Annotated in this window: 10 protein-coding genes and 1 pseudogene; 4 read left to right on the top strand and 7 right to left on the bottom strand. The window is 38.4% G+C overall.

Annotated elements, in window-relative coordinates:
- Positions 1–175 precede the first annotated feature (175 nt).
- The gene (locus tag CWB62_RS15245) at positions 176–2,356 is read left to right on the top strand and encodes a GAF domain-containing hybrid sensor histidine kinase/response regulator (protein ID WP_058403141.1); all 2,181 of its coding nucleotides are present in this window, start codon (positions 176–178) and stop codon (positions 2,354–2,356) included.
- 106 nt (positions 2,357–2,462) lie between these two features.
- Here CWB62_RS15245 and CWB62_RS15250 read toward each other — a convergent pair whose 3' ends face one another.
- Positions 2,463–3,452 carry a zinc-dependent alcohol dehydrogenase family protein gene (locus CWB62_RS15250; RefSeq protein WP_138527816.1) on the bottom strand — a complete coding sequence of 330 codons (990 nt, stop codon included), beginning with the start codon at positions 3,450–3,452 and terminating at the stop codon, positions 2,463–2,465.
- Positions 3,453–3,563: 111 nt separating this feature from the next.
- Here CWB62_RS15250 and CWB62_RS15255 point away from each other — a divergent pair, with 111 nt between their 5' ends.
- On the top strand, positions 3,564–4,463 hold the full coding sequence (locus CWB62_RS15255; protein WP_058403143.1) for a LysR family transcriptional regulator: 900 nt from the start codon (positions 3,564–3,566) through the stop codon (positions 4,461–4,463).
- Positions 4,464–4,586: 123 nt separating this feature from the next.
- On the opposite strand, the gene CWB62_RS15260 is transcribed toward CWB62_RS15255, so the two are convergent.
- The 3 genes and pseudogenes from CWB62_RS15260 to CWB62_RS15270 all read right to left on the bottom strand — a co-directional run bounded on the left by CWB62_RS15260 (position 4,587) and on the right by CWB62_RS15270 (position 7,345).
- The gene (locus CWB62_RS15260; protein ID WP_058403144.1) at positions 4,587–4,826 is read right to left on the bottom strand and encodes an HP1242/YdcH family protein; all 240 of its coding nucleotides are present in this window, start codon (positions 4,824–4,826) and stop codon (positions 4,587–4,589) included.
- 58 nt (positions 4,827–4,884) lie between these two features.
- Positions 4,885–5,718, bottom strand: a pseudogene (locus CWB62_RS15265) (enoyl-CoA hydratase/isomerase family protein); the annotation flags it as partial.
- Positions 5,719–6,034: 316 nt separating this feature from the next.
- A complete protein-coding gene (locus CWB62_RS15270) occupies positions 6,035–7,345 on the bottom strand; it encodes a hypothetical protein (protein ID WP_138527818.1) in 1,311 nt (436 codons plus the stop codon).
- 282 nt (positions 7,346–7,627) lie between these two features.
- On the opposite strand from CWB62_RS15270, the gene CWB62_RS15275 reads away from it, so the two are divergent.
- Positions 7,628–9,616 carry a methyl-accepting chemotaxis protein gene (locus tag CWB62_RS15275; RefSeq protein WP_138527820.1) on the top strand — a complete coding sequence of 663 codons (1,989 nt, stop codon included), beginning with the start codon at positions 7,628–7,630 and terminating at the stop codon, positions 9,614–9,616.
- A 75-nt stretch (positions 9,617–9,691) separates the two neighbouring features.
- Here the strand turns inward: CWB62_RS15275 and kynU are convergent, their stop codons facing one another.
- On the bottom strand, positions 9,692–10,927 hold the full coding sequence (kynU, locus tag CWB62_RS15280; RefSeq protein ID WP_138527822.1) for a kynureninase: 1,236 nt from the start codon (positions 10,925–10,927) through the stop codon (positions 9,692–9,694).
- Positions 10,924–11,766 (bottom strand): alpha/beta hydrolase family protein, encoded by an 843-nt coding sequence (locus tag CWB62_RS15285; protein ID WP_138527824.1) that lies wholly within the window; start codon positions 11,764–11,766, stop codon positions 10,924–10,926. Before CWB62_RS15285 ends, kynU begins: the two co-directional genes overlap by 4 nt.
- Before the next feature lie 366 nt (positions 11,767–12,132).
- Here CWB62_RS15285 and CWB62_RS15290 point away from each other — a divergent pair, with 366 nt between their 5' ends.
- The gene (locus CWB62_RS15290) at positions 12,133–12,441 is read left to right on the top strand and encodes a hypothetical protein (RefSeq protein ID WP_138527826.1); all 309 of its coding nucleotides are present in this window, start codon (positions 12,133–12,135) and stop codon (positions 12,439–12,441) included.
- Between the two features lie 42 nt (positions 12,442–12,483).
- On the opposite strand, the gene CWB62_RS15295 is transcribed toward CWB62_RS15290, so the two are convergent.
- Positions 12,484–13,071 (bottom strand): acyl carrier protein phosphodiesterase, encoded by a 588-nt coding sequence (locus tag CWB62_RS15295; protein ID WP_058403150.1) that lies wholly within the window; start codon positions 13,069–13,071, stop codon positions 12,484–12,486.
- Positions 13,072–13,134 lie beyond the last annotated feature (63 nt).

The following is a 13,134-nucleotide window of genomic DNA, read 5'->3' on the forward strand; positions in this document are numbered from 1 at the left end:
ATTATTTGGCTCTTTATTATTTAAACTATAAAAGTAACTCTACTTTATAACACTAAGTCACTAAGTCACTACAAACTAAAGAAACACCCCATTTTTTCCGTGAATTTGCAGCTAAAAGTTGCTATTACTACTAATTTACTTCTATAGTAACTCTATATAAACATTAGGTATTACTATGCAAAAAGCACGAATTCCTGAAGATGAGCAGTCTCGATTAAAAGCCTTATATGAGTATGAAATATTAGATACCGATGCAGAAAAAGTATTTGATGATTTAACTCAGCTAGCTTCAGATATATGTGATACACCAATATCACTTATAAGCCTTGTCGATCCGCAAAGACAGTGGTTTAAATCAAAGTACGGTATTGATGCCAGTGAAACAGAGCGTGATATAGCGTTTTGCTCTCATGCTATTTTGCAAGATCAAGTGTTTGAAATACAAAATGCATTACTTGATGAACGCTTTCACGACAACCCTTTAGTAACCAACGACCCCAACATTCGCTTTTATGCAGGCGCGCCCCTTATCACACCGCAAGGCAGTACAATTGGTACTTTATGTGTAATTAGTGATAAACCCAAAAAACTAACAAAAAAGCAAATAAGCGCATTAACTATTTTAGGTAAAGAGGTAATAGCCCAATTAGAGTTAAGGCTAAAAAATAGAGAGCTAAGTAAAGCATTAGAACAGCAAAAAGTTCATAATCAAGAGCTTGAAAAACTAAAAACTGAAGCAGATACATCTAATGATTTAAAAGGTAAATTTTTAGCTAATATGTCGCATGAGCTAAGAACCCCACTTCATGGTATTTTAAACTTAGCCGAATTTGGCTTATCTGATAGCAGTAATAATGAAAAAGATATTGCGCTAAAAAGCATTCTAAACTCAGCCAATATTTTATCCAATATAGTGAATGATATTTTAGACTTTTCAAAAATAGAAGCCGGAAAGTTAGACATTGAGCATATCGACTTCAACCTTAAAGACGTTGTTTATGGCGTAATTGAGCCACTAAAAAAACAAGCCTCTGATAAAGGTATAAAGTTTAATGTATCAATAGATAAAAAAGTGGCTAAAACATTAAAAGGTGACCCACTAAGAATATCGCAAATATTAAATAACCTATGCTCAAATGCAATTAAATTTACTCAAGCTGGACACGTTGATTTAATAATCAATCTAAAAGGTCATTCTTTAAATACACAGAACATAGTATTTGAAGTTATAGACACTGGTATAGGCATAAACAAAGCAGCACAAGCAAACTTATTTAAAGAATTTCATCAAGCTGACTCATCTACCTCTCGTAAATTTGGTGGTACAGGGTTAGGCCTTTCCATTTGTAATAGATTAAGTCATTTAATGAATGGCAAAATCAGTTTTACCAGTAAAGAAAACAAAGGCTCTACATTTATTTACCAACAAAGTTTTGAAGCATCGATATTAGACAGTTTATTAAAGAAAAACAAAGAAGTAACTAATTTACAAGGCTGTACTATTTTAGTGGCGGAAGATAATAAAATAAATCAAATCGTCGTCAGTAAAATGTTACAAGCACATAATGCAAAAGTGGTTTTTAGTGAAAACGGTAAAGAGTGCGTTGATTACTTTATTACCAACCACGTTGATTTAATTTTTATGGATATTCAGATGCCAGTAATGGATGGGGTTGAAGCAACTAAGGCCATAAGAACGCAAGACAAAGGCAAATCAATACCTATAATAGCCATGACTGCCAACACAATGAAACAAGATATTGAGCATTACCTAAATATTGGCATGGACGGTTATTTAACTAAGCCGTTTAATAAAGATAGCTTGAACAGCTTGCTTAATGTTTACAACCCAAACAATGAAAACCTAAAAGACTTAGCAATAAAAATTAGTGATCCGAGCATTAAAAGAGAACACAAACTCAAACAAACATGCAGTGAACTAAAAAGATTAATACCTGCGGCCAACAGAGTCAGCTTATGGTTGTTTAATGAAGAATACTCTGAGATAAATTGCTTAATGTGCCTTGATGAGAACGATGAAGTCATTCTTGACTCAGTATTAACAGCAAAAGACTACCCAGATTACTTTAACTACATACTAAGCCACCAAATACTTGATGCCCCCGATGCAAGAAATCACGAAGTTACAAAAGGCTTTACCAAAAGCTATTTTGAGCCATACAATATTTACTCACTACTTGACTACATTTATTTTAAAGATAATAAAGCACTAGGCGTGATTTGCTGCGAAAGTATTGGGTCGAAAATATCATGGACCCATGCAGATAAAGAAGCTCTGATAAAAATAACAGACTTAACTACATTATTTTTATCGAAACAAATAGATCTCAATTGAATTTACGGCTATTCAACCGTAAATCTTTATAGAGTGATTTTACCGATAAATAATCAAAAAAAACGAGCACATTTAATAAGTGCTCGGTTAAAATCAACACGACAATTTATAGTGAAATAACCACTTTTCCCATACCTTCACCACTCGCAAGGCGATCATGCGCTTTACCGGCATCCTCAAGGTTAAATTCAATATTATCTAACACAGGCATAAGGTGCCCTTCATCAATAATTGCTGCAAGCTTAGCTAATATTTCACCATGCTGCTGGCGTTTATGGTTGTGCAGCATAGGTATAAGCATAAATACAACATGTAACGACAGCCCTTTAAAATGAGCAGGAGTTAAATCTATTTCTGCCAACGATACCGTAGTAGCAACATGACCATTTAAGGCAGCAGCATCAAACGATTTTAGTAGGTTTGCACCACCAATTGAATCGTAAACAACATCAAAACCCGCGTCCTGAGTGTGTGCCTTAACATAATCGGCAACACTCTGCGTTTTATAATTAATGGCAGTGCCACCTAGTTTTTCGATTAGTGCTGATTGCTTATCGCCACCACCTGTCGCAAATACGTCAGCACCAAAATACTTAGCTAACTGCAAAGCAATATGCCCAACGCCACCAGATCCACCGTGCACTAACACTTTTTGACCGGGCTTTACTGAAGCGCGCATTAAGCCCTCATAAGCCGTAATACCTACTAAAGGAATAGCTGCCGCTTCGCGCATAGACAATGTTTTAGGTTTGTGTGCTATTAACTTAATATCGGCCAGCATATATTCTGCTAACGCGCCTTGTAACTCTGCCAACCCACCAGCGCAGCCGTATACCTCATCGCCTACAGCAAATCCGGTTACCCCATCGCCAACTTCATCAATAACACCGGCAAAATCCATACCTAATACACCCGGTAATGCTGGCGATAAGGGAGCTAATGCGTCACCCATTTGACGAATCATCATATCAACCGTGTTTACGCTCGTAGCCATTACTTTAACGACTACATGGCCTTCTTTTACAGCTGGTTTAACAATATCTGCAGCTTTAAATACATCACTTGCGCCAAACTCATTAATAATCATCGCTTTCATGGTAACCCTCTTATTTAGTTTGTGCATAGAGTATATTTACAAACCATATATATGATAATACACTGAAATGAATAATCAGTTTTAAAATTTCATTAATAATAGGCTTTAATAATGAACAATGAACACATCAAGTTATTCGTTCGTGTTGCCTCTACACACAATATTAGTTCAGCAGGCGCTGAACTAGGTCTGTCGCCGCCGGTCGCCAGCATGCATATTATTAAGCTTGAGGAATCGCTTGGTGTAAAACTTATTCATCGCACTACACGACGAGTATCATTAACAGAGGAAGGCCGTGAATTTTTACCTCACGCCGAAGAGATTTTAAATGCTATAAATAGTGCAAAAGCAGCTGTAGGCGCAGGCTCTTTTACCCCCCAAGGCACGATTCGTGTTGCAGCCCCTTCCTCATTTGGTCGTATGCATATAGTGCCCGCACTTAAAGCTTTTGTTGAGCAGCACCCTGAGCTTAAAGTGGATTTAAGACAAAGTGATAGTATTGTAGACATGGTAGAAGGTGGTTTTGATATCGCTATCAGAAATGCCGAGCTTAACGATTCAACCCTCGTAGCCAGGAAGTTAGCCCGCGACCATAGAATTATATGCGCCTCACCAGGCTACATAGCAGAACACGGAGAACCTAAAACACCACACGACCTTCTTAACCACAATTGTATTAACTTAATTGGTATCGATCATTGGAATTTTAAAACAGCAAACGGCATTGAAAAAATTAAAGTTAAAGGCAATATTCGTATTGATAATGGAGAGTCAATAAGAGATGCATGCATTGATGGAGCCGGCATTACCATCTCATCAATATGGTGTGTTCACCAAGCATTAGCACAAGGAACCCTAGTTCAAATATTAAAAGACTACCCCATGGATTCAAACCCTGCCATTTGGGCGGTATATCCAAGCTCTCGATTGCTTGCGCCAAAAGTGCGTGCGTTTATAGACTTTTTTATAAAGCATTATGGTGAAATCCCATATTGGGAAAACACACAGTAAACTAATACGTACTTTAATTATACCCAATACAAATAAGCAGCCATAAGGCTGCTTATTATACAGTTCCACACTCATTTAATACTCAGCTAAGGTATTAATAGTGTGTTTATTCATAACTCACTATTAAGCTTTCAACAATTGGCAATATAACGCATCTTTTAATATTGCACGCTCTTGCTTTAATTTATGTAAAGCCTCATCGCCAATGGGCGCGTTATCTAGCTCAAGTGTTCTAATTTCTTTATCAAGCTCATGATAGCGCTTTGCATCGTTTCCAAACTCCGCATTAGTCGAACTTAACGCGATAATTTTTTCTTTATATGATGGAAATTCATTAATAAGTGAATGATCTTCGCCTAACATACTAACTCCTATCTATTGTAATTAAGTATGACTTTAATCAATTTGACTGTATGAGTTATTACTTTATCTCCTGGACCTTCATCACTAACTCATTCCAGTTACGTTGGTTTTCAATGTCGTGCTCTAAGCCTTGTTCATCCGCGGCCGCAAAACGCTTAATTGCTGGTGTTTTGCTAGTTGCTTGATATAGCCAGTACGCCTCAGCCTTAAGTGCTTCATCAATTGGTTTATCTATTGATTCATAAACAGCTTGCTTACATGCGTTAATTGATTCTGCAGGAAATTGTGCAATTCGCTTTGCTAGGGTATCAACATAAGGGCCAATTTCATCTGGCTCTAGAGTTTTGTTAATTGTGCCATATGCTTGCGCTTCATCAGCATCAAAGTCACGTGCACTTAATATAATTTCAAGTGCTCTACCTAACCCTGCTTGGCGTGCCATACGTGATGCACCACCGCCACAAGGTAAAATCCCCATACCCACTTCCATTTGCATAAACTTAAATTTACCACGAGCTGCAAAACGCATATCCATAGCAAGTGCAAGTTCATGGCCGCCCCCGCGTGCAAACCCTTCTAGTTTTGCAATAGTTGCTTGAGGTACTTTACTAATGCGCTCACAAACAGATTGCAAGTCAAGTAACTTAACATCATCGCGTGACAACGCTTCTTGAGACATATCTTTAAGTAACTCAGTGTCATAGTGGCAAACCCAAATCTCTGGATTTGCAGATTGAAACACAACCACTTTTGTACTGCGGTCACGCTCCAATCTCATAGCTAAGCTGTTGAGCTCTGCAAGCATGGTGAACCCTTGCACATTTACTGTTCCATAATCGAATGTTACGGTGAGTACGCCCTCTTCTTGCGCTGTTGTGAACGTTTTATACCCTTAATACTTCATAATAAATTCCTCTAAAATTATCTGTTGTTATGTAAACTCAGTAACACCGCATATGCTTGCCAATTGAGTGATTTACAGTCTAGATTACTTTTAAATAATTTATTATTGCTAAATTTAAACAATCAGTTTACACATTTTATTAATAATAAGTTTAATTTAACTAAAGTAGGCGCTCTTTTATTGTTATTGATGCAGTAAAAAAGAGCAGGAAGAAGGAGGTATTGGTAGGTAAAATTTAGTGTGAGTAAATTTAAAAAGCAAAAGGCCACAAGTGTGGCCTTATAAAAGTAACTTAACGCAAAGCCTAATATATTTCAGCACTTACAAATGTATACACGTAGTTGCTAAACTCTGGCTTAGTTAAATGCCCACCTTCAGAAATCGTGTCTAAAAGTTTTGTATAACTGTTTGCATCGGTTGCATTTCCAGCATAACCATAAAGTAATACCGTTAACTCTTCTAAAATAACCTCGTCGGTAGGTTCAGGGAATACACTACCAAAAGATAGATCTGGAATTTGACCACTTATGCCCGCTTTTATTGTCCAATCAAATCGGCTTTCTGCTGCATCATCAACTAAAAAGCTGTAACCCCATATTGTGCGAGCAAATCGGTTGTCAACATTACCAAAGTCAAAGCTTGAATCACTGTTTTCAGTAAATTGAAGTAAACTAAACCCTAAATCATCAGTAACGCTCGGAAGCGTGGTCAGCTGATAACCACCATTACTGTCTATTGCGCTTCGGGCATAACTTTGAATCTCAACGTCAACACCATCTACATTCATAAGGTCTGACATAAAATCAAGCTGCACATAAAAATTATGCTCAGTCACTGTTGGGAATACAAAAAGCGTGCTTGATATATCAGAGCCACTATATTGAACAAACCTATACGTATTATCAGCTTCTATATAACCTCGAGTACTAGCATAATCAGCATCAACATCTAATTGAACTGGAACTTCAACACCGTCATGAATAAAGTCTTCATCCGTGAGAGTAATAACTGATGAGTTTACCGGTATATCAATAACGGCAGCTTTCGCATCAACTGAGTACCTAGAAAGCGCCGTTAAATAAAGCTTGTTATCATTCGGGCAAATATTTACAGACCCTGAAACTTCATTACCTTGTGATTGATATATTGTGTAATCAGACGCAATCGTACTTAGCGCTGTTGTATCAACATTATATTCAGTACATCCACAATCACCTGTGAAGTCATTAAAATAAAAGGTGCCTAAGTTAGTTCTATTTTCAATATCAAGCTCAGTGATAATTTGCTTATAACCGCCGTCTTCTTCATCAAACACATCACCTAGTACTGATACATGTTTGGTACCTGAGGGTAACTCACCTGAAAATTTACCTTCTGCATCGGTTTTAACAGAACCGATAGCATCACCATCATCACTATGAAAAACAACATCTGCTTGATACGCTGAATCAGCCCCGCATTCGCGTGTTAATGTTTGTAAGGCAATAGTTTGAAGTTGAACTGTGCTGCCACCGCTTGACGAGCTGCCAGAGCTACTCTCTGATGAAGAGCCACCACATGCGCTAAGCGTTAAAGAAAGTGTAATAGCAAGCGGGGTAAGTATAAATTTATTCATTTTAATTAGTCCGTTAAATTGGTTCACCTATCATTATCTCAACTTAAGCAAAACAATAACAAGGTAACCACCACCAAAATGCTTACAAAATTGCAATAGTTAGTAAACAAAGCACTGTTAAATACCTCACAAACAACGTTGTTCATCAAATTAACTCGCTTGCTCAGGTGAATTTATTAAAAACTACACTACGCTTTATGTATTAAATAGCTAATAGCCGTTTACCAGCTCAACCATTGCTTAACCAAAATACTGAGATAAATACACTATAGGACTGACCTTATGAATCGCTTACTTGGGCGACTATCTATTATTCAACTCTCTTTGCTGACCTCAATAATATTAATGGTTTTTATTTTTATACTTTTAATACAAAATATCACAAATAAATGGCAAGAGTCGCAAACACTACAGCAAGATATAACGTTAATTAGCCTTCTCGATGCGCTTGAAAAAGTGGCACATAATCATGCTGTAGAGCGCGGTTTAACAGCAGGATTTTTAGGAGGTGGCTCAGACGCAGCAAAAAACAAAGTACTCGCGCAACGCCAAAAGGCAGATGCTTCAATACAGCATTTAAAGTCGGTAAGTGCTCAACTCACTAAAAATTCTACAAAGGTCTCTAAAAATTTAAGTATTCTTTTTGATCTCAATGCTGAAAAAGCGGCATTACGCACTCAAGTTGATAATAAAGCAGCCCCTGATGCATTCGCGTTTTACAGTAAACTAAACCAAATTTCACTTGATGTAGCGGCAAACCTGAGCAGCCAAATAAAGCACCCAGTGTTATCTAAAGATCTCAATATTGCTTTTTTACTTGCTCACTATAAAGAGCGCTTAGGTCAAAACCGAGGGAAAATAAACGGCACTCTAGCTAAAAAGCAATTAACGAGTGTTACGCAGCAAAATATTGCCCTATACAATTCAGAAATAGATTTGCTCAATCAATACTTAATAGCTAACTTACAAGGCCAACAATTGCAAAGCTTTAACAGTATTATACAAAGCGATGACTCACGTAAAATTAATGTAATAACAAATACATTACTCAACACAAACTCCCCAAATTTTACGACTTTGCCGGCAGCGTCGGAGTGGTTTCCTATGGCAACACAACAAATAACTCAAATTAAACAATTACTAGACACCCAATGGAATACGGTTGATAAAGATGGCCTTGAATTAAAAGAAGCAGCCGATACAACGCTTACACTCACTATTGCCTACTTTTTAGTTACATTAGCTATCATAGCGTACCTAAACTTTCATTTATTAAGTACCCTCAAAAAAGAGTTGAGCCAACTAACGTCACTATTACTTAAAGCCGAAAAAGGCGACCTAACAATAGACATAAGGCTTAAAAGTAAAGATGAACTCGGCGAAATATCAAATGCCATTCACAATACTATTTTCGCTTTTAAAGACCTGTTATTGGGGCTCGACCATTCAATCAATTCAGGCTCCAAACTCAGCGATGATATGAGCACTGCAACCAAAACAGTACTTGATGATTCAAACAAAACATTGGCCATGGCGAGTAATATAGCCACCGCAATAGAAGAAATGGCTGCAACAAGCCGCGAAATAGCAGGCTCAGCCTCTGAAACACTCAGCTCGAGTGACGAATTAAACAAACAAGCAACCCTATTAATTGAAGATAACAAACTGAGCCAAAGCTCTATTAGTGAGCTTGCTACAGGCATGTCTAATGTAGAGGAAGTAGTGAGTAAAATGGATCAGCAAGTAGCCAGCATATCGTCCATTTTAGACTCAATCAGTAACATAGCTGAACAAACCAATTTACTTGCACTAAACGCCGCAATTGAAGCAGCTAGAGCCGGAGAGCACGGCCGAGGGTTTGCCGTTGTTGCCGACGAAGTGAGAAGCCTTGCAGGAAACAGTAAAGAATCATCAGAAAAAATTTCGTCTTTGCTCGGCGAGTTACAGTCTATCAGCGACCAAGTAGTTAGCTCAATTGTAGCAAGTTCTAAATTATCAAAAGCCACTTTAGAGCGATTTGATCAAGCAAGGACAGTGTCTGAGCAAGTACATGCACAAAGTAAAGTACTCGAAAACTTAGCCATGAACGTATCATCAGCCGCAGAACAACAGTCGGCAGTTGCGTCGAATATAGCAGTGGATGCTGCAAGCGTATTTGAATACGCAAATCACGAAGTTGAAGCCGCACGTAAGCAAGAAGTAATTTTTAATGAAATGCAACTTAATACTGCAACCCTACAACATACAATGAAAAACTTTAAGTTTCAGTAGTTAATAACAAGCTTGTAAGTACAGCTAAAGGCCAATTGCTTAAGCAAAATAAACCAAAGCAATTGGCCAACTTTATCAAGTTACTTTGCCCGGTAAGTTAAACCTTGGCTCGGCGTATAGCTTTGTTGTTACTACATCAACTAAAATATTCACTGCGTTCCATACATCTTCAAACGAGGTATACAAAGGCGTAAAACCAAACCGTAAAATATTAGGCGCTCTAAAGTCAGCTATAACGCCTTTTTCTATTAATGCTTGGCAAATAGCGAATGCCTGGTTATGCGAAAAAGCCAATTGGCTTCCACGTTGGTTTGAATCCTCAGTAGAGCATAAACGCAAATCAACCAAGCTAGCATGCGACTGCACAAGGGTAATAAACATATCGGCTAAAGCAATCGACTTAGCCCTCACATCACCTATTTTAACGTTTTCCCATACATCAAGCGCGGCATCTAACGCACTCATAGCAATAACACTTGGCGTACCACATAAATACTGATTAATATTTTCTGGCCGCTCGTAATGGGCATTAAATGCAAATGGTTTCGCATGCCCCATCCAACCGCTTAATGGCTGTTTAACTGTACTTTGGTGGCGCTTAGCAACATATAAAAAGGCGGGTGACCCTGGGCCACCATTTAAATATTTGTAGCCACAGCCGACTGCAAAATCAACGTTGCATTTATCCAACTCAACCGGCAATGCACCTGCACTGTGCGCTAAATCCCATATCACTAAAATACCTTTTTGCTGGGCGAGCTTTGTTAGCCTTTGCATATTTAAAAGCTTACCGCTTCTAAAGTTAACTTGGGTAAGTAACAATACAGCGATGTCGTCAGTTAAGTTTTGCTCAATACATTGCTCTTCAACTAGTTTTAATTGACATAAATCAGTGCCTAATAAGTCGCTTAAGCCTTGCACCATGTATAAATCGGTCGGAAAATTATCTTGCGTTGATAACACTTTACTACGACCCGTGTTTAACATAAGCGCGCTGCTTAAAAGCTTAAATAAGTTTATTGAAATCGAATCACAACAAATTACCTGGCCTTTTTCGGCCCCAACTATGGGCGCTATTTTTTCGCCAACCTGCGTAGGTAAATCAATCCATTGGTGATCGTTCCAGCTTCTAATTAAATGACTCCCCCACTGATCGCTCACTACTGCCGCAACTCTGGTTTTAACCGCTTTGGGTAAAGCTCCTAGCGAATTACCGTCTAAATAAATAGTATTTTCGGGTAAATCAAATTCATCACGCTTGCTTGCAAGTACATCGGCTTTATCAAGCGCTACAATATCATCAAAATTCATTTATCTATTCCGTTTAAATGTTCAACTAACGTGCTAAAAGCAGCAGAACCTGGGTGTATCCAATCAAAATGCCCCACCCCTTTGAGTAAATCTACCGGCCGATTAAGTTGCTCTAACTTATACGCCGGGACAATGCTGTCATTCGCACCTTGTAAAATTATGCTTTGCGCATGCAAGGGTTGCTCGCTTGGGTTGGCCTGAGTGTATTGTTCGGGCTTATCGTTTGGCATACCTTGCATAAAATCTTTAGTTACTTTTTGACAACTATTAGTACCTGCCGCGTAGGCTTTAATATCGGTAATGGGAGCAAGGCCAATTACGCCTTTTAATTCACTTATTTCTCCACCCGCAAGTAACGCTAAATGCCCACCAGCCGAGTGCCCCACAACAACAGCATTATTAAGTTTAAACTCACCACTATTGTAAGTACTTGATGCTAAAATACCGGCTTTTATATCGTTAAATGTAACTGGCCAACCGCCACCGCTTTCGCCGCTTCGGCGATATTCCACCGACCATACATTAAACCCTGCCTGTGCCAAGCCCGTGCTTAACGCATAAGTATGTTTTATGTCGTATGCACTTAACCAACAACCACCATGCAGTAATACCACCAACGGCTTTGATTTAGTTTGTTCAGCATGCGTGGCTCGCCAAAGTAATGCAAATTGTGATTCGCCACTGCCATAGTGTATTTTTTCGTTAGCATTTACAAAACCGAGCGACGCCACTTTAGAATACGCAACATTCTTTTCAACAACAGGAAACTCAATGTTGTTGGTAGTCGTACACCCACTTAAAATCCACATACCTAAAAGTAAAACAACCGTATTTTTCACAACACAACTTCCTTTTTAAATCTTAAAAATAGCATCTTGCGCCTATTAAACTGCAAGCCTACTTGTACGTATCACTTGCATCATCACGTCACTTAGTTATTAATTAATAACACTTTAGTAACTGCAATTATTATTGTTATACACAAACTGGGCGTAATAAATTGACTCCTATGCTTACGTATTTAACCAAACGCTATAAAACCCTCGCCAAGTTAACCATGCTAAAAGCGACGAGTAAAGTTACTGCGTTTAAGCTTATGTTTATTAGAAAATAACTATTAACTTAGCTTTAAGGTGTTGGGCACTAAAAGCTGATGTATAATGACCCACTCTGGCTATTATTATGCCCTCAAGTGGAACACTAGAATGAAAAAACTATCTAAAGTACAAGAAAAACAACAAGCGCTTGTGCTTAACGTTGCCGATAAAATAGAAGAGCAAGGCCGCGCTGAACTACCCGGTATGCTGCAATGTTGGTTTGACGTGGAGTATCACTTATTTCCGGGCTCGTTACTTATGTGCTTTCAGTTTGAAAACCAACAAGCCCTTGATACCGCAGAGCCCGACATATTAAAATGGCAAAAACGATTAAGCGGCGCCATGCTTAAAAAAGGCGTTATTTTAAAAGACATGCGCAAACACCTAAAATTCACATTAAATGGCCCAGAAGACTAAACGCGTTAGCAAAAAAATCGCCTAATATTTACTAACAAAGATTTAAATCTCCTCTGCATTAAACTCTGTTACATGCGTTATTAATTGTGGAAAAAACGCTAAAAAAGCCTCATCCAACTGGTAGTAATGGCGTTTTATATCTTGGGCAGCGCCAGCAAATTGGTTGGCAAAGCGAATACGATTAGCAATGTTGTCTAGCGCAGTCCCCACACCATTAATAGTTTCGTAATCTTTAAACCAATCGTTTTTAGTCATGCTAGTAACTACGCGCTGCATACGCGGTGGCATGTGCGCCAACCGCTGATTTAAAAGCCCAAAACTGTTACGTTTAAAATCACTCAAAGGTTGCTCGCTAAACTGCTGCCAATGCGTAATTAAAAAGTGATCAAACACCACATCTATTGCCACGCCTGCAAAGCGCCTTCGCGCTGGCGAAAAATACTGTTTAGCCTCTTTAACAACGGGGTGTGCATCTGTGAACTTATCAACTAGATAGTGATTATTTAACGCATTTTTTACAGGCTCTGACAGCTGTGCCACATGCCTATGGCCGCCAAAATCGCCTAGTAAATTTCCAAAGTGGGAGTCAGCCGTTGGCTTTGCAAAATAAAGGTGAGCTAAATAATTCAATGTGTTCTCAAGTTTATTACTCTGTTTAAATAGTAACTTAGGGATCTAACATATACTATGCTT

Source organism: Pseudoalteromonas sp. S408, from assembly GCF_005886645.1.
GTDB lineage: Bacteria > Pseudomonadota > Gammaproteobacteria > Enterobacterales > Alteromonadaceae > Pseudoalteromonas.

Excerpts from the sequence above, each read along its gene's own strand:
- CWB62_RS15245 (WP_058403141.1), top strand. The coding sequence starts at position 176 with ATGCAAAAAGCACGAATTCCTGAAGATGAGCAGTCTCGATTAAAAGCC.
- CWB62_RS15250 (WP_138527816.1), bottom strand. The coding sequence starts at position 3,452 with ATGAAAGCGATGATTATTAATGAGTTTGGCGCAAGTGATGTATTTAAA.
- CWB62_RS15255 (WP_058403143.1), top strand. The coding sequence starts at position 3,564 with ATGAACAATGAACACATCAAGTTATTCGTTCGTGTTGCCTCTACACAC.
- CWB62_RS15260 (WP_058403144.1), bottom strand. The coding sequence starts at position 4,826 with ATGTTAGGCGAAGATCATTCACTTATTAATGAATTTCCATCATATAAA.
- CWB62_RS15270 (WP_138527818.1), bottom strand. The coding sequence starts at position 7,345 with ATGAATAAATTTATACTTACCCCGCTTGCTATTACACTTTCTTTAACG.
- CWB62_RS15275 (WP_138527820.1), top strand. The coding sequence starts at position 7,628 with ATGAATCGCTTACTTGGGCGACTATCTATTATTCAACTCTCTTTGCTG.
- kynU (WP_138527822.1), bottom strand. The coding sequence starts at position 10,927 with ATGAATTTTGATGATATTGTAGCGCTTGATAAAGCCGATGTACTTGCA.
- CWB62_RS15290 (WP_138527826.1), top strand. The coding sequence starts at position 12,133 with ATGAAAAAACTATCTAAAGTACAAGAAAAACAACAAGCGCTTGTGCTT.